Source organism: Acutalibacter muris (genome assembly GCF_002201475.1).
GTDB classification, from domain to species: Bacteria; Bacillota; Clostridia; order Oscillospirales; family Acutalibacteraceae; genus Acutalibacter; species Acutalibacter muris.
This window is the reverse complement of sequence record NZ_CP021422.1, coordinates 2,997,633-3,014,179: the sequence shown is the minus strand read 5'-3', so window position 1 is coordinate 3,014,179 and position 16,547 is coordinate 2,997,633. Positions and strand designations below refer to the sequence as shown.

The window sequence follows — 16,547 nt, the reverse complement described above, 5'->3', positions numbered from 1 at the left end:
TTATCTCATCTTTTCATATAGACATTCGAGGTTCTTCTGATTCTTCCTGTTCCATTTCTTCTGCTGAATCAGGCGGCGCAGGAGCCTGTTCCATGGCCTGGGCAACAGACTCTGCCAGCCTCTTTTCAGCCAGCCGCTGCTTCTGAGCCTCGGCCTGGTCAGGGTCTTTCCAGGCAATATTTCCGTCCAGATTCTTCAGCAGATGGTGGCGGGCCGTCTTGAACTCGTCACCAATCAGCCCCAGACGTAGCAGCCACACCCGGAAGGTGTATTTTTCATTACTGCTCTGTGTCTTGATGCGTGATGCAGACTTCTGCACCAGCGCCTGGTGGCTTATCGCCATGCACAGCTGGATATACGATTTTATCTCCCCGGCATGGAGCGTAGAGTTAAATAATCTGAATTCGATGGTACCCTTGGAGAACACGGAGTGCAAATTCAGACCATGGTACCGGCTTTCATCATAATGATAATTTCTGCCCGACCGTCCATTGTACCAGATTGACTCCAGGGTATCCATAGACGTGGGGCGCTTTGCGTTGAGCTCATCCAGGAAGCGGGTATCAGCCTTGGCGCAGTAATGCTCCCGATGAACGTCCACCTTGAGGGATTTGTAGAGCAGATCCTCTTTCGCCGCCATGATATTGACGATGTTGCGGAGGGTTTTCACGTCGTGGGGACTGGCGTCAATGTGAATATGAATTCCACATGAGCTGTTGACCTTGGCCCCGGCAGAGCGCAATTTTCGTATCAATTCCTGAATGGTTTCGATGTCCTCGTACTTGCAGATAGGAGACACAAACTCTACGGCGTAGGCGCTATTTCGGGATTCACCACGCCGGGACTCCCTGCGAATAGAAGCATCACTGACCACTTTCCATTGCCGGTTATCGTTGTCGCGCACCGTGTAGGTGTCGTAACTGCCTCCCACATGGATGGCGTTGGTACCAAAATGACCGGCGATCACCTGGGCGGCTGCGGCCCTGGTGATGCCGGTCATTTCTATCTCAATACCGAATTTTTGTGTCCTCAAAAGCTATCACGGCTTTCCGGGAGGGGAGCGGGGGCAGGCTCATCGGACGCAGGCGGCCTGGGACGCTTGCGTTTCTCCGCAGCTTTCGGCTCCATGCCGGAGCGCAGATCCAGGAACTCACGCACGTTGCTGGGCACGGCTTTGGCGTAGAGGGCATCTACGGCAGAGACCATTTCCTGCTCAACAGATTGGTTTTTCTGTCCCAGATAGAGCCGTAGGGCCGCCAGTTTTTCCTCATCGTAGGGGATTGTAATAGAATCCTTCTTCATGACAAATCAACTCCTTCTGCTGAGATATCTTCAAAAGTTATTTGATTTTCAGGTACTGATTGGCCGCTCTCTCTGAGCCACCAATCCATAACATCCTGCCCGCAGTGCCACTTCAAATAGGGCTTGCCGTTATCGATCCTGGCCTGGAGCATACGGTCAAAGGCGCGGAGATATGCCTGCTCATACTTCGGGTACCGGGCGAACTCCCGGCGCATCTGCTTGGCCCCAGCAAGGGGACACCCGATGCAGCCGATCCGAGAGTACCCATCATCATAAAGAGAACAATGTGGAATGCCACGCAAGTCCAAATACTCCCACACATCATCTTCCAGCCAGTCAATGATGGGATTGAGCGTGTGCATACTTTTCATCACGCAGGATTCCAACATCTGCCGGGCCTCGTCGTTGTCGTTCATGAGCTTGACCCGTCCGCTGCTGTGACTGTTAAGCTCCAGCACACCCCAGCCGTTTTTACGCCGAGAGCTCTCTGCCCAGCGAACACCTGTCACCACAATGCGCCCCCGGCCTGCCCTCTCTTTGAAGTAGTCGCAACAATAGCGGGCCATGCGGGTCGGCGGCATACCTTTTTTCACAATCAAATCCCACATGGTGATGCCAGGATGCTCCACGGCAACATCAGGGTAATGCTCCCGCATGAAATAGATCACCTCCGGTGGGTCAACGATAGTCAAGCTGTAGTGAGCGTCGAATTTCACCCTAGCCTCCCGGCATAGATGATAAACGGCTTGGCTGTCCTTGCCGCCGCTGAATGCCAGATAGTAACCCTCGGTTGGCTCAAAGGTACGGAGCCGGTCGATGGCGATCTGTACCTTGTCATGGGTGCCGAAGAGCGTTTCCTCTACCAGCATGGTGACATCACATAGATATCCCCGGAGTCTGTTCCTCCACAAACTCCGGGGCGATGGTGAAATATATTTCGTTGGGAGTATTCTCCACCTCGTCAAACTCCGGGCGCTCCGAGAGCATATCCAGAAACAGCCGCCAGTCGAAGGCGCTCAAATCCTCATTAAATATGCCTTTCTCAACTTCCACGTCGATGTCGCTATAGGAGATACAAAACTTCCCATCTTCCTGCCCGGCCAATGCCTGCTGGACGTATTTCTCCACTAAGCCATCCATCTGCACACAGAAATCTCGCAGGGAAGGATAGCGGTTCATAAGGGATAATGTCCGGGTGCCCGACAGGTAGGCGGAGTACCGAGCGTAGGCAAAGCCCTCGGAATTCACAAGGATGCCATCATCAATCCCCTCACAAAGCACCAGCATCCCATGGGTGATACCATGACTATCCATATACATTTCATTGGCGTGTTCCATAATAAAGGGCTGGGGCTGCAGCAGATCCTCCTTAAATTTGCGGAATTCTCCTGGCGGCAGCTCCACCGTGTGGACGATCTCCCAGGGTGGGGCAAGGATCTCAGGTTCCCTCCACTGGGGCGTTACTTTCACTATCATTTTCCGTACCTCCTGATTCATATTTTGGCGTACCATACCCCAGGATTTCAAAGTACCCTATGGGGTAGCTGTTCTGCTGACAAGCGTCGCCAGAGTTGCCCTCTATGGTGTACACCCTGCCGTTTTCTACCTTTTCCACAATGCCGACGTGGTCGGAGCTGCCGTCCTGGGTACCGTCGTCCTCCACCCAATCGAAGAATATGATGGCTCCCGATGTGGGCGTAGCAGAGCCGTCCTGCCATAGATTTCTGGCCTGAAACCAGCTGACGCCTTGTTCGCAACCGGAAAACCGTGGTATAATGCCGCTGTCGATATAGCCGCACTGATCGGCACACCAGGAAACAAAACAGGCACACCATTCCACGCGAGAGGGGAAACCGTACCAGCTCCAATAGGGTTCGCCGCCCACATTACCTAGCTGCGACCGGGCCACGTCCACGATCTGCCGGTTCACAAAAGACATGATTTTCTCAAAATCGTCCGGGTCGATGTCCGTACCGAAGGCTGCGTTGACAGCGACAATGAGTTCCGCATGGGTCTGATCGTTAGTGAAACACCCAGCCAGCTTTGCAGCAAAGCCAGGCTCATGGGCGAAATCCCCCAGAGCAAAAAGAAATAGTACCAGCGCCTCTTTGAGCCTCTTTTCCTGCCCTCTGGCAGTCAGCTCCGCTTGGATTTCCTTGCCGGTGTCCTCAATAAATTGCAGGTCGGCCTGCTGCTCTGGGGTCAGATTCTGGATGGCCAGCCGCTGGAATTCCGGCACGTCTATCTCAAAATCCGTACTGAAAATGGCAATCACAGCCGCGATGGGCATGATGACCGCCACCAGCAACGTCAGCACAATACCGACAACTTTCTTCAGTGTTTTCGGGTCTGACAGCAGAGCAACAGCGATCTTTTTCAGGGCTGCGCCGAGAGCCGCACTCATCGCCCTCCTGCCTTTCCGAACAGGGCGGACTTATAATCGGGAGCAATCACCTGCAACAGATACCGCTCATTGCCGCAGCGGTACAGACAGGTGCCCCGCTCCGGGTATTTTATCAGCTCAAATTCGCTGGGTTCAACCTGCAAGGCGTCCATAAAATCTTTGGGGTTGATCTGCCCGGCGTTGAACAAAAACTGGTGTGTCGGGATAGAGAACAGCGGTTTCGTGAACTCCCGGATGCTGGGAATGAGAAAATCCTCGATATTCTGGCTGGCCAAAATAATGGAGGAATCCTTTTTCCGCACACGCTTCATGGCATTGCGGATATACTCAATGGCGGTCATATTGGTGAGGAACAGATAGAGTTCGTCGATGGACACAGCCGTGTTGCCCTTGCCCAGCAGCTCGTTGGACATATACGACAGGATGTTGAACAGCATGGCGTCCTTCAGGCGCTTGTTGGTGTCCATCAGCCCTTTCACACCAAAGCACAAGAACCTATCGTCCACGATATTGGTGTGTCCATTGAAATATTTTGATTCAGCACCCACGCACATGGAGTGGATGCCCAGGCACACCTCCTGGAGCATTTCTTCGGTGTAGAGATATTTTCTTTCTCTGTCGTAGGTGTGGAATTCCTCCTGGCAGAGCTTGTAAAAGTCGGACATGATGGGGAAGTCGCAGGGCTTTTTGGTGGTGTAGTCGGTACTGTCGGTGATGCCGAACCGGGCATACAGTTTCATGAGCAGGATTTCAATGGTGTCAATCTGAGCGTCGGTAAAATCTTTATAGGCCCGGAAGAAGTCTTTCAAAAAAGCAATGTGCTGGCTCAATCGAGTCACTCTTTTGAACGCATCTGGGGTAGTAACGTCCACCTCGCCGGAACCATCCGTCCAGGCTTTCGGCTCCAAAGGATTGATGGTGTACTCCCCGGACATAAAGTCGATATAGCAGCCGCCCAGGGCGCGGGTGAGCTCCTCATACTCCGATTCCGCGTCCAGGCAGATGCAGGTCTTCCCGGACTCCCGCAGATTTGTTAAAATGAGCTTCAGCAAGTAGGATTTGCCCTGCCCGGAGTTGCCGAGAATCAGGATGTTACTGGTAGTCTTATCCTCGGCCCTGCGGTCAAAATCGACAAGCACATTGGAGCCATACTTGTCCCGCCCGATATAAAGGCCGTGTGGGTCGGTCTTACCAGAGAAGTTGAAGGGATACAGGTTGGCAACACTGGAGGCAGGCAGCACCCGCTCATACTGCGCCCCGAACTGATTCGCGCCCACTGGCAGAACAGAGAGGAAGCCCTCTTTCTGGCGCAGGGTCAGGCGGTCGACGGAAATCTTTGAGCGGGTCAGCTCCATGCTGATTTCGCTCTGGAGCTCCTTCAGCTTGTCAAGATTCCGTGCCTTGAGCTCGATGAACACCGAGCAGTGGAGCAGAGGTTCCTTGTTCTTCCGCAGGTTGGCGAGGAGCTCCACCACATCCTGGAGGTTTCCCTGAGCCTCAATTGTTTCATTGACATCATTGCCCCCGGACATGAGCTTGTTCTTACGGGTGGCATTCTGTAAAATCTTCCTCTGCTCCATAGGCTCCACCAGCCTGTGGTAAATGCGCAAAGTCACCCCGCTGCGGTCGGCAAGCGGGGAGAGGATCGCCTGTTCCTCGGTGCTGGGTGGGTACTCACGGACTACCCACACCGAACGGTACGAGTCGCCCACGATATAATAATCGCTCATGAAGCGCACGGAGCCCGGCAGGATGCAGTCGAAGAAATCTTTTGTACGCACAGCTTCAAGCTGGGCCGGATTCATCTTTTTGTTCTTGGACATAGTCACACAACCTTTCTATAATTTTGCCGCCAGCACCAGCAATCTGCCGTTGTGGGCGGAGTCGTAGCAGGTGGATAAAGTTAAAATCTGAACACCATATTCAGGTGCAGAGTTGATGGTAAACAGCGCCTTGCTCATAACTTTATCAACAGCACTGTTGAAATCTTCCGCGCTGCTGAGATCAACAGCCTTATACCAATCATCATTACTTTTGACCCAGGCCACAGCAAACACCCGATATTCCGCGCAGCCGTCCGCCGTCTGAAATTCTACAATGGGGTGGGCCTTGCAAAAGTCCTCCTGTACATACCCCTGCAATGCGGCGAACATGGTTCCGTTCATCATGTTATGACCGTAAATGATGAGATTGCCGCTGTCCAATGCACACCGAGAATCCAAAAAAGGAACACCCGACTCGCTGTACTCGCCCTGAAAATTCCGGCGCAGATACTTTTCAGGATCGTCCGGCGTGTGCATGACAGGGTAGTTAATGTCGGTTTCAGGAATACACAGCCAGCCCACGAAGTCCTCATTCATGGTGAATAGTTCTGACAGGTCGCGGGCCAGTACAGGCTCATCCTCGGCAGGTATTTCTTCTGAAATTTCCGAATTACCTGGCGGGGTACTGGCAGGTAGATAGGCAGATGGTGCTGGCGAGGTTGACGGCTTTTTTACTGTCACCAGCTTGGCAAGCTGCTCAAAATCCTCTTTTTCTTTCTGCCGTGAGAGCAGTTCCCTGCCAATCATCACCCCACAGGTGACGAGGACAGCCGACAGCAGAAAGGCGAACACGCCGAATTTAATCCTCCGGCTCATAGGACTGCACCTCAAAAAACTGCCCGCCATCCGTGTCGGGCATCTGGTCACCGTTCATGCTGGCATCAAAATAAATCGCTAAGAATCGCTTGATATCGCTTTTTCTCATGCGCCGCACTTCAAAGCCCTGCTCCGAGATTACTTTCTCAATGCGGTTCACAGCCTGGAACACCTGATCGGCTTTCATGCCTTTACACCTGCTGACGAACAGAAACTGCCGGGCTGTAGCCATCTCCGCCTGCGCCCGGTCGAGCATCTCCCTGTCCTGCTCCAAGAGCTGCCGCACCAGCGGGTTCCCTTCTTCCTGGAGCCGTCCCCGCAGGTACGCCTGGTTATCATCGAAACACTCACAGGAGTCCGTGCAGGTGATCTCAATATCCGGGATGGCAGACAGTACCATCATGAGATGGCGAATCTTTATCTCGATATTGGTATGGGACAGCACCGAGATATTGGTGGGGGACACCAGAAAAAATAAGAGCTCGCCACGGTTGGTGGCAAGCCCGTATCTGGTGAAATTCTGAATCCCCATGAGTTCTTGGGTCGAGCGGCCTTTCTTCTTTTTGCCCATGTCGTTACCTCCAATCGTAGATTTGCTGGCTGGAAATGAAATAGCGGACGGCATACTTCAAGAAGTCCAGCACTGTGGTTTCTTCCATGCGGATGGTGAGAAAGCCGAAACACAGGGTCACCGCCGCAGGCACCATAAAATGAAGCTGCACCAGCGCCAGCACCGAGAGCAGCGCCGCCACGCACAGGATGGCGAAGTCACGCAGGCTCCACAGCCAGAGGTTTGCTGTCGCTTTCAGGTTTTGCGGATATAAATAGGTCGTCATTACATACCTCCCATGACCGGCCCTTCGGTAATTTCTTCACATAACTCCTGGGGCGTTTGGTCATATTCTTCCTTGATTTTCTCCGTGATCATGTCCTTGATGAGCTGGGATTCAGCGCTGGTCGGCTCGTAGTCAAAGTATGAGGAGCCGTTCTCCCGGCTGATCTCACACTCAATACGGAGCATATCCTCGAAGGGGTTGAACTTGCCGTACATATTGAGCCAGGCGTTCTCATCATCGCTGGTGTGGACGCCGAATTTCTTGTCCACATCGAACCAGGTTTCGATATAAACCGTGATCTCCTGCCCGATGTCACAGTCCACGTCCATCTCCCGGTCGATGGCGATGTCGCCACGCTCCAGTTCCAGATTATCTTTCATAGGCACCTCACGCTATGGCCTTCGCCACAGACCTGGTCATATTGACCGCCGTACTGGTGGCATGAACCACGCTCATCATATTCACCTTGACGCTGGAATCCAGCCCGAACTGCTGGGCAATCCTCGGTACTTCGCCTGCCGCCAGCATGATTCCCAGAGCCAGCAGCATATTGTCCGAGAACGTCAGCAGGCCCAGAAACAGCAAAGTTGTCTGCAAAAATGCAGTTAAACACAACGCTATAATTTGCTTGACCCACTGGTTGAATCCGTCCGTGTAGCCCCTGGGAACTGAGAACATATAGAGTGCTCCCACTGCCATTTGGATTAACAGAATACCTCCGCGCTTGATATTTGCGAAGAAAATCTTCATCACGCAGTAGGCGAAAGCCACCAACGCCAGCAACTCGAACAGCCCTATCACCGTATTCTGCGGTACCACAAAGTTTGCCGTCAGGATGGCAATGCTTTGCTCGGAAAGCCCCTGCGCCTGCTGCCCGGAGAATATTCGGGTCAAATCCCCGGCAAAAGTGTTTTGCAAACTGATGCAGAACTTATAAAGTTCCACCGGCAAAATACCAATGAGCGAACAGGCGAAAAAGCCTTTCAGCACATTTATTGCCGTAGTCTTGACGCTGGCCCGTCCGGTCTGGTATTCTATAGCCACGTCGAACACAGCTACCACCGTCCCAGCAATGAACAGCGACCAGCCGAACATCGTGAATAATGAGATCGTGGCGCTGACCCAGTTCAGGTCGAAAATATCCGCGCCCATGTTTCCCATCATGGTGAAGAAATCGCTGGCCGCGTCAAAAATCGTGTTGTAAAACCATCGTATCATGGCGTCCCAGATGGCCGCCGAGACCTGCTCTCCAATCGTGTCGAACACTCCGCCGACAGCACTTCCGATGCCGCCGAGGATGTCGCCTAACCAATCAAAAATAGAAATCACCACCTAAAAATGTAAGCAGGAGGGGCGCATTGCCCTTCCCACTCCTTGCATATTTTTACAGAATTGTCCAGATATAGAGCGGGGCCGTGAGCGTAAAAATCAGGCAGGCAAACAGGATCGCCGGAGCAGTAAACTCCAGCTGGCCATGTTTGCGATAATCAAAATATGCGCCCCCGACTTTAACAAAGAAAAGCACTGCCAGGATCATGTCGATGATAGGGAACACCACGTTGTCCACCACCGCCCGGATCTGAGTCTGTGCCGTTGTCCAGGTACTCTGGATGGCCCCTGCCACGTCGCCGGTTGCCATGGCGGGAACCGCCAGAACCGGCACCAGCACCGCCGCGAACACAGTGCAGAAAAGGATTTTTATCCACTTCTTTTTCATTGCAAATTTTCCTTTCTTGACTTGATAAAAATATGGTTTTGGGCTTGCCAATTCAAATCGCAGCAAGCCCAAAACAGCAGATAGTTTATCGAGCGAGAATCTTCTCAATCTCGTGGGGCTTAATGATTTTGACCTTGATATTGAGATTGTGCGCCAACTTGATTTCAGCCCTCATGCCGTCTGTAGTCTGGTCGCCGAACACCCAAACCTCGTCACAGAACCAGAGGAGGGACAGCCCGGCAGCCATGCCCATTTCACGTTCCTCCGGGATGCTGTTGTTCAAACAGAGCGCATAAAAATGCGGGGTGACCGGGGCCGCCCCACACCTCAGTGCGAATTCGCTATAACGCTTTGCTTTTTCCAGATTGCCCTCCACGTCCCCCGCCAGGGGCGCGCAAATATACACTTTCTTCATCGCTCACCATCCTGTTCCTTTTTCTTTCTGGTGTACATGAAAATGCCAGCGGTCAGCCCGCCCAGAGCAATAGCACCCAGGCCGATCCAGAAACCCATAATGGAGCGGTCGCCAGTCTGGGGATTGCCGGGGTTAGGCGTGGTGGGCTTGCCGGGAGTGACCGGCACGATCTTCACGGTCTGGCCCTCATCGTTGATGTCCTCATGAGCCGCAATCTTTACCTCGCCCTGGTAGAGCGTTTCGAACACCACGATTTCCGCGGCCTGGGTGATGCCGCTGCCGTCGAAGGTGAACTTCACTACAGTTTCGCCATCTGCTTTTTCGGGGGTAAAGGTGGCCTCTGCCCGGACTTCCTTGTCGCCCACCTTGAACGGATTGCCAGTCACCTTGTCCATGAGGACACCCACCAGCTTATACTCCGTGCCGGGGGTCAGGTTCTTATAGGACACCACATCCTCAATGGTGAGCTCCTTGCTGGGCGCAGCCTCCTTTTTGCCGCCGATGGTGGCCTTTGTGCCTATCTCCGGCCTGGTGACGATAAAATCATTTCCAGCGAACAGCCGCTGTCCATGCAGACGAAGCCTCCTTCCACAAACTGCCCCTCTCGATCCTCACTGATCTGATTGCCCAGGGCGTCAAAGTCGATATAGTCTGCCAACTCCGGCGAAACGCGATACTCGCTGTCAAAACTGACAAAGTGATGGCCTACATCTTCGTCTGTTTCCGCGTCTTTGATGAACACAAAATCCTCCAGATGCCGGGCCACACGCATAATGTCCCCGCTGCCGGAAACATCGGCGTATTCCACAACCGCAGCCAGCTTCTCCATACCTTCCGTGGTTTTCGGAAATGCGTCAGCCAGTTCGTTTGCCACCCCGAGGCCATGATCCCGCAGCATGGTTTCCAAGTGCTGTATCCACATGGAATTGTCCAGCATGAAATCCGTGAACGCCACCTTGCACATATCCGGGGAGGGCGCACCCATCCGCCTGGCCGCTTTGATGACAGCGAGTTCATCTTCCGGCAGGTACAGGTACTCGGTTTTGGGGCCGTACTCCATCTGCGCGACGGCAATAATGTCCCGGCGGGGTTCGCAGTAGGGGAACGTGGTACTGTGATAGACTTCACGGTACGGCACATCTTTGCTTGCAAAAAGCAGACCGTAGGTGGTGGGAGTCCCATTTCCGCTGGTCAGCAGGTCACGGCCTGCCTGTTCGAAGTCGAGTTTATCAATTTCGGAAGCGGGCAGAGCCCCCATCTTATTGAGCAAGTATTTCCTGCCCACAGCAGCCAGGTCAGTGACATTTTGCACCAGCGTGTACCTTTCCATATTAAAGGCGAGGTTAATAAGCGCTTTGAGGTCTGACGGCTGCTCCACCTGTACAGCCGCCCAAAACTGGTCTTGCTCATACGGGGTAAACCGGTCGAGGTTTTTGGCAAGAAAGTTCAGTTCGTCCAGATCAATTTCTTTCCCATTCAGCATGGCCAGGGCCTCTGGAGACACATCGTCGGCGGTGACCTTGAAGGGCGCAGTGCGGAACGCCTTGACAAGCGTCTTTTGAATTTCTGCTTCGCGCAGGGGGAGGGTCAGCGTGGTCCGCATGGGGCCGTGCCACTTTTTTAGGGTTATCATAGATTCAGCTCCTTCCTGAAATAAAAAAAGCCGGTCGCTTGTTCTCGGAGAAATTCTCCAGCGACCGGCTATGTATTTTTGTAGCAAGAGGGCCAGCAGTTTTTCTCCTGCTGGCCCTCTCTTTTCTCTTTATTCTGTTGTTGTGAGGGTTCACTTCCTGCCGGAAAGCCAAAAGGCCAAATTTTCATCTGTAAGCGAAAAATAGATACGAACCCTCGTAAAAAAGGAAAAAAGCAAGAGCGGTTCCCATAAGGAGCCACTCTTTGAAATAATTAATGCATTAAATTGGCCAACTGGTTATCGGCACAAGTCTTGTGCCGCATCATTCCAAGGCGCGCAATCGTCAGCAGAGGTTCCTACCGGCAGCCGTTCCAATAAGAACTGGAAGTACCGGAAAGGCCGCAGGCCGTTGGCTTTAGCAGTCTCCACAATAGAATAAGCGACTGCACTGGCGCTGGCTCCTCTGGGCGTGTTGGAAAACAGCCAGTTCTTCCGGCCCACGGCAAAGGGCCGATAGTAACCGCAAGGTTACTATTCAGCCCGCTCCGCACGGTTGTTGGACAGTTCCAAGCGCCCATCCAGGAACACGTGCATCAACCACTCTTTTTGCTTTACGGCATAAGTCAGCGCCGCGCCATAGGCAGACTTTGGCACGGGGTTGCGGTCATATTCATTTTTGGCCCAGGCAAAGAATTCCTCTGCTATGGGGAAAGAATACTCTTTCCTTGCCTGGAACCGCTCCTGGAAAGAGAGCCTTTTCTCCGTGTATCCAGCTTCCAGCTCAAACAATTTGTTGCAGTAACGCAATCCAGTCTGTGCCGGATGCTTTTCCCTCGCGTCTTTGGGCAGAGTTTTGAGAGTATCTGTGAATTTTCTCCTCATGTGGGCCCAACACCCAACCGCGGTTATGTCCGGCGGCAGCTTACAATGGTAGGCCTCATACCCATCGGTGTGGAGAAATCCTGAGAAACCCGTCAAGAAAGCCTTGGCGTGTTCCCCGGTCCGGCTGGGCTGGTAGTCATACAACACCACCGGCCTTTCACTGTCCCCAGAGGTCTGGTAGACCCACACATAGCTTTTTTGTGTGGCTTTCCTGCCATCCTCCCGCAGCACGGTCAGTGTGGTCTCGTCCGCGTGGAGTATCTCGTTAGAGAGCAGTTCACTGCGCAAACGCTGGAAGAAATCCTCAAACCATCTCTCGTGGGTGGCGATCACCCAGTTTGCCATTGTCTGCCGGCACACCGATCCGCTGAAATTCCTGTTCCTGCCGGTACAACGGCAATGCCAGCGCATATTTGTTGTTCAAAATGTGCGCAAGCAGGCTGGGCGAAACGATCCCGCTGCCAGGGAGGAGCCCCGCTGGGACTTCGCTCTTTTTCATGGGCGTGGCTAACGCGTTTTTCTCGCAATTCCGGCAGCTGTAGGCCGTCTGGACGTGCTCCACTACCTTATACTGCGCCGGGACATACCGCAGTTCCCTCCGAACAACCTCGTGGCCGCAGGCATGCATCTTCCCGCCGCATACCGGACAAACCTGTTCTCCCTCTGGCAGCTCGTGAACAATTTGCTCTGTTGGCAGCTTAGAAAAGTCCAGTTCCCGTTTCCCAGCCTGCTTTTTCCTCTTGTATACGATCTGCTCTAAATCAGGCTCTGCTGCCTTAGGGTCTGCCAGCGTTTCCGGCTCATTGAACAGCGAGGTCTGTTCCTCCAACTCTACGCTCTTTTCGCTGGACGGCCCAAATTGTTTGGAGCTGCAAATGACGTTGGGCCTGTCGTCCCAAGTCACTTGAACTGCCCTTTGAACCAATCCACCTGCTTGCGCAACTCCGCTATTTCTTTGTCCTTCTCGCTGACGATTTCCTGCCACTGCGCGGCGCTTTTCCCTGTGTTTTCCATAACTTAATTATACCAAAAACAAGAAAAACTGCAATAGAAAAAGCCCATTTTACCTGGGCTTTTTCTCCTTGCATGGCACAATTGACCGGCTTTTTAAATACTCAAATTCTTTCTCCGTTATTTCCAATACCTTTCCTGCTTCAGCTGGCGGCCAAGGGTAGCTCCCGCTCTGGGCACGGCGCTTGCTCAGGCAGAAACCCGCCCCGTCCCACTCTAAATATTTTATCATGGTGCCACTCAAATCACGAAAAACGTACAGATTTCCGTCATAGGGGCTGTGGTTCAGTTGATACCGGATGATCCCCAGCAGCCCGTCCAGCCCCGTATACATGCTGGTTTCCCCGCACACCAGCCATACCCTTTTCCCCCGTCTTGGGGGTGGGGATTTTTTGCTGGCCTCATGCAGCTGTTCCTTCCAATCCTCCGCGTTGGTGTACCGGATGCGCCTCATGCCCCGTTTGTGGCCAGGGTCATGCCGGGCTGCTGCCGCGCATTCCCGGCTGCAGTATTTCTGCTCTGACTTGACAAACGTGCTGAATCCCTCTCCGCACCAGCCGCAGACCCTATCCTCCCTCGTCTGTGCCATGGCCTGCAAATAACACTCCCGGCTGCAGTACTCCCCGCCATGCCACCTTTCGCTGGTGAACTCTTTTCCGCAAAACGCGCAGTTGCGCATTCCCGGCTCCCTGGACGGATTTGCCTTGCGGTATTCCTTCCACCACTCTTTCCGGCACTCGTCGCTGCAAAAGCGCCGGGTCTTGCAGTTCCAGTCCAGTTCAAATTCTACCCCGCAATTGGGGCAGACCTGTTTCCCTCGTCCCTGCTCATGCTGCTTTTCCTGCCTCTGCTTTCTATGGTACTCCTGGCGGCAGCGGTCGCTGCAAAAACGCCTCCAACGGCCGCGCTCTCCGCTCTGCTCCACGGGGGCTCCGCATTCCGGACAGACGTCCACTTTGCCCCCATAATACCTCTTGGCGTTATGGTATTTTATTCTGCACTCCGCGCTACAGAACTTCTGGCGGCTCTTGTGGCAGGTCGGCTCAAACTCTTTCCCACACCACTGGCATTTGTGCTCTGTTCCCATTCCTTATATCCTTCGTTTTTCTTCATCCCTCCTTCATTATACCGCCTTCTTCTTTTCTTGCGTAGGTTCGTATCTATTTTTCGCTTACTTTCATCTACGTTTTTGACTTTTCAAATCCAGGCTTCCAGGCATCAAAAAACCGCGCCATGGCGCGGTTTTTTGAGCGAATATCTTTTTTATATCCACAGGATGGTGGAGATGGCGGAGTCGTACTCGAACTTTTGAGCCCTTTGTCGTTGACGGGTACATCGTTCTCCCGATTGCCATATAAACGAAAAAAGCCCCCGGCAGCTGCCGGGGGCTCTCGTCTTATGCCAGGATCTCGCTGACTCGTTTCAGCACGGCTGCAGCATCGCAGCCGGAGCTCTTCAGCTGGGCCGCGATGTCCCGGGCCAGTTTTTCCGCTGCCTTCTGGGCCTCGGTCTGGCCGTCGTCCAGGATGGTGCAGTAGGCAGGGTTTTCGAGGTAGATCCAGCCTGCGCCGCTTTTCAGCTTGCCCCAGCCATCTTGCACCTCTGTGATGGTGAAGATGCCCTTGCCAGTCTGGCCCTTGACGGCGTAGCTCATGCCCGGGCCCTCGCGATAGTTCAGGTCGTTGATGATGATCCGGACCGTAAAGGGCACGGCCGGGAAGCTGCTGACGATCTGCTCGGTGCCGGTACCCAGCTTGGCATTGACCGCTTCCGCGATGGCACCGTGGCGCTGGTAGAGATAGTCGCCCGGGCAGGCCTTATTGGCAAACCAGCGGTGGACGGTCATGTTCTGCTTGTCCACCTGGCCGATCAGGCTCTTGTCTGCCTTCCAGAGCAGCTTCTTGATGCCGTTGCGCTTGCAGATGTCCGCCACCAGCTCAATGAGGGCCGCGTAGGCCGCGTCGGTCACTGCATACGGGTGACTGGTATCACTGGCGACTTCGATGGTGATGGCCCGGTTGTCATTGTCGCGGTTGGAGCTGCACCAGGAGCGATCTGCTTCCGGCACGCTCAGGCCGATGCTGCCATCCTTGCCCACGACATAGTTGGCGGAGCACTCGCGGTCTGTGGTCGCGAAGTAGTCGCAGCCCTGCTTTGCTGTCCACTGGCCTACAATACAATGGATCGTGATGGTGTCAATGGCGTGATTGCGCGGGCTGGTGCGGTTTTTGGTGATGTTGGTGTATGTCACCAGCGGGCTGTTGCCCATGATGTTGTCCTCCTTTTCGGTGCTTTTATTTGCGTAGGCGTCAAAATAAGCCTGGCCGAAGCTGGCCCGCTTGGCCTTGACGCTGCTGCTCATATTTGCCGGGCGTTCGTACCTGGTCAGCACGATGTCCGACGCTTCCCTCACTGTTCTGGCCGTCCGGAGAACTTCCCAAACGGCCGCGTAGCCCTTCAGCTCCCGGATCATAAAGTCCAGCTGCATCTCCAGGCTGCCGATGGACGCGCCGATCTTCCGGGCAAAGTTCAGCAGGGACTCCTTGCGGCTCCAGTAGGTCCACTGTGCCAGGCCGTAGCCAGCACTGTCATGGACAAAATTAGAATAAGCGCCGGAGTCCACGGCGGCCGTGTAGGCCGTATCCGTGAAGCCCAGGCGCTTCTCGTAGCTGTTCTGGAGGTTCTGAGGGTTGAGCCCGCTCTCAGCGTAAAGGTTGCCCATGAGCCCTGCCGCACCGGCAGGGCTCAGGCCTTTACATCTGAGAAAGTTCCAGATCGTCCTCTCCGTGGAGGACCCGGTCGCCTTCATGTCTTACTCCTTGGGCACCGGCGTTTCGCCGTCTGCCTTTTGCTTCAGGACCTCGATGGCCTTGACCAGTACGCCAGGAATAGGCGCGCCCATCAGTCCCGCGTTTTCAATGATCGAGATCGTCTCGTTCGCGATGAAGGCGATGATCGTCGCATCCCGGATGAAGTTAGACCCCATGATCAGATCCAGGCGGCAGGCTACCAGCACGACCAGGAGGGTCATGCCTTTGCGGCAGAGGCCCTTCCACCCGGCCCGGCTCTCCAGCGTGCCGCCGTCAGTCTTCGGGGATTTATGGAACACGCCAGCGACGACGAGGCCGGTGATGTAGTCCACGGCCATGAAGATCATCAGCGTGACCAGGGCCGTGTCCCAGCCGCCGAAGAGGGAGGCGATAAAGCTGCCCACCACTCCCACGATTGTGCAAATTCCGTTTTTCATACTTGTGTACCTCCTTTTTATTTACTCGGCATAGACTTCCCAGCCTGCCGGGTATGTCTCAGGGCTCCAGACGTTCCCGTCCATGGTGGAGATGTAGAGGGTGCCGTTGTGGCTCACGATGTCCCCGGTGTTGTAGGCGTCAGAAGCGCCCAGAGGCTGTACCCAGACCGGGTAGCCGCCCTCGGTCACGCCGATGGCCTTGTAGAGGCTCGTGGCGGTGTCAGGCGTCCACTCAGCAGCGCTGGTGTGGTCCTGCAATACCTGATAGAGCTGGGGATCGCCCACGGAGTTCACGCCGTAGGAGATGACGTCCTTGACCTTGTAGGCTTTGCCCACCTCATAGGCCGGGAACATGGAGGGGATCTCCAGCATCTTGTCCAGCTGGGTCTCCGCGTCCAAAGTGGTGACAAAATACTGCAAAGCGGTCCGCATTTCAGCGGCTAATTTTATCATGTCCATAG

The 16,547-nt window shown here is 54.1% G+C and carries 18 protein-coding genes and 3 pseudogenes; all 21 read right to left on the bottom strand.

What is annotated here, in order from left to right; translation table 11 throughout:
• Positions 1-13 precede the first annotated feature (13 nt).
• The 21 genes and pseudogenes from ADH66_RS15365 to ADH66_RS15260 all read right to left on the bottom strand — a co-directional run bounded on the left by ADH66_RS15365 (position 14) and on the right by ADH66_RS15260 (position 16,545).
• A complete protein-coding gene (locus ADH66_RS15365) occupies positions 14-1,033 on the bottom strand; it encodes an amidoligase family protein (protein ID WP_257789534.1) in 1,020 nt (339 codons plus the stop codon).
• Positions 1,030-1,302 carry a DUF6103 family protein gene (locus ADH66_RS15360; RefSeq protein WP_066539001.1) on the bottom strand — a complete coding sequence of 91 codons (273 nt, stop codon included), beginning with the start codon at positions 1,300-1,302 and terminating at the stop codon, positions 1,030-1,032. Before ADH66_RS15360 ends, ADH66_RS15365 begins: the two co-directional genes overlap by 4 nt.
• Positions 1,299-2,213 (bottom strand): phosphoadenosine phosphosulfate reductase family protein, encoded by a 915-nt coding sequence (locus tag ADH66_RS15355; protein ID WP_162288754.1) that lies wholly within the window; start codon positions 2,211-2,213, stop codon positions 1,299-1,301. Before ADH66_RS15355 ends, ADH66_RS15360 begins: the two co-directional genes overlap by 4 nt.
• Positions 2,179-2,778 (bottom strand): DUF6329 domain-containing protein, encoded by a 600-nt coding sequence (locus ADH66_RS15350; RefSeq protein ID WP_066539003.1) that lies wholly within the window; start codon positions 2,776-2,778, stop codon positions 2,179-2,181. The genes ADH66_RS15355 and ADH66_RS15350 overlap by 35 nt, the downstream gene beginning before the upstream one ends.
• Positions 2,741-3,223: pseudogene (locus tag ADH66_RS21865) on the bottom strand (CHAP domain-containing protein); the annotation flags it as partial. The gene ADH66_RS15350 and the pseudogene ADH66_RS21865, both read right to left, overlap by 38 nt.
• A 479-nt stretch (positions 3,224-3,702) precedes the next feature.
• The gene (locus ADH66_RS15340) at positions 3,703-5,529 is read right to left on the bottom strand and encodes a VirB4 family type IV secretion system protein (protein ID WP_066539007.1); all 1,827 of its coding nucleotides are present in this window, start codon (positions 5,527-5,529) and stop codon (positions 3,703-3,705) included.
• A 15-nt stretch (positions 5,530-5,544) separates the two neighbouring features.
• On the bottom strand, positions 5,545-6,345 hold the full coding sequence (locus tag ADH66_RS15335; RefSeq protein WP_066539009.1) for a class B sortase: 801 nt from the start codon (positions 6,343-6,345) through the stop codon (positions 5,545-5,547).
• Positions 6,329-6,916, bottom strand: a complete 588-nt coding sequence (locus tag ADH66_RS15330; RefSeq protein WP_066539011.1) for a hypothetical protein — start codon at positions 6,914-6,916, stop codon at positions 6,329-6,331. Before ADH66_RS15330 ends, ADH66_RS15335 begins: the two co-directional genes overlap by 17 nt.
• 4 nt (positions 6,917-6,920) lie before the next feature.
• Complete coding sequence (locus ADH66_RS15325) at positions 6,921-7,181, bottom strand: hypothetical protein (protein WP_066539013.1); 261 nt, start codon at positions 7,179-7,181, stop codon at positions 6,921-6,923.
• The gene (locus ADH66_RS15320; protein WP_084384441.1) at positions 7,181-7,561 is read right to left on the bottom strand and encodes a hypothetical protein; all 381 of its coding nucleotides are present in this window, start codon (positions 7,559-7,561) and stop codon (positions 7,181-7,183) included. The genes ADH66_RS15325 and ADH66_RS15320 overlap by 1 nt, the downstream gene beginning before the upstream one ends.
• A 7-nt stretch (positions 7,562-7,568) precedes the next feature.
• Positions 7,569-8,435, bottom strand: coding sequence for a conjugal transfer protein TrbL family protein (locus tag ADH66_RS15315; RefSeq protein WP_456236495.1), 867 nt, complete (start codon positions 8,433-8,435; stop codon positions 7,569-7,571).
• 130 nt (positions 8,436-8,565) lie between these two features.
• Positions 8,566-8,898 (bottom strand): DUF3852 domain-containing protein, encoded by a 333-nt coding sequence (locus ADH66_RS15310; protein ID WP_066539017.1) that lies wholly within the window; start codon positions 8,896-8,898, stop codon positions 8,566-8,568.
• An 85-nt stretch (positions 8,899-8,983) separates the two neighbouring features.
• Complete coding sequence (locus ADH66_RS15305; RefSeq protein ID WP_066539019.1) at positions 8,984-9,313, bottom strand: DUF7768 domain-containing protein; 330 nt, start codon at positions 9,311-9,313, stop codon at positions 8,984-8,986.
• Positions 9,310-9,816, bottom strand: coding sequence for a VaFE repeat-containing surface-anchored protein (locus tag ADH66_RS15300; protein WP_236757253.1), 507 nt, complete (start codon positions 9,814-9,816; stop codon positions 9,310-9,312). The genes ADH66_RS15305 and ADH66_RS15300 overlap by 4 nt, the downstream gene beginning before the upstream one ends.
• A gap of 14 nt (positions 9,817-9,830) precedes the next feature.
• On the bottom strand, positions 9,831-10,946 hold the full coding sequence (locus tag ADH66_RS15295; RefSeq protein WP_066539023.1) for a hypothetical protein: 1,116 nt from the start codon (positions 10,944-10,946) through the stop codon (positions 9,831-9,833).
• A gap of 297 nt (positions 10,947-11,243) precedes the next feature.
• Positions 11,244-11,459 (bottom strand): annotated as a pseudogene (locus ADH66_RS22020) (transposase domain-containing protein); the annotation flags it as partial.
• 18 nt (positions 11,460-11,477) lie between these two features.
• Positions 11,478-12,732: pseudogene (tnpC, locus tag ADH66_RS21145) on the bottom strand (IS66 family transposase).
• 159 nt (positions 12,733-12,891) lie between these two features.
• Positions 12,892-13,926 (bottom strand): IS66 family insertion sequence element accessory protein TnpB, encoded by a 1,035-nt coding sequence (gene tnpB / locus ADH66_RS15275; protein ID WP_084384443.1) that lies wholly within the window; start codon positions 13,924-13,926, stop codon positions 12,892-12,894.
• Between the two features lie 309 nt (positions 13,927-14,235).
• The gene (locus ADH66_RS15270) at positions 14,236-15,648 is read right to left on the bottom strand and encodes a phage tail tip lysozyme (protein ID WP_066539028.1); all 1,413 of its coding nucleotides are present in this window, start codon (positions 15,646-15,648) and stop codon (positions 14,236-14,238) included.
• Between the two features lie 3 nt (positions 15,649-15,651).
• Positions 15,652-16,086, bottom strand: coding sequence for a phage holin family protein (locus ADH66_RS15265; RefSeq protein ID WP_066539029.1), 435 nt, complete (start codon positions 16,084-16,086; stop codon positions 15,652-15,654).
• A 21-nt stretch (positions 16,087-16,107) separates the two neighbouring features.
• Positions 16,108-16,545: a carbohydrate-binding protein gene (locus tag ADH66_RS15260; protein ID WP_066539034.1), complete on the bottom strand. Its 438-nt coding sequence runs from the start codon at positions 16,543-16,545 to the stop codon at positions 16,108-16,110.
• Positions 16,546-16,547 lie beyond the last annotated feature (2 nt).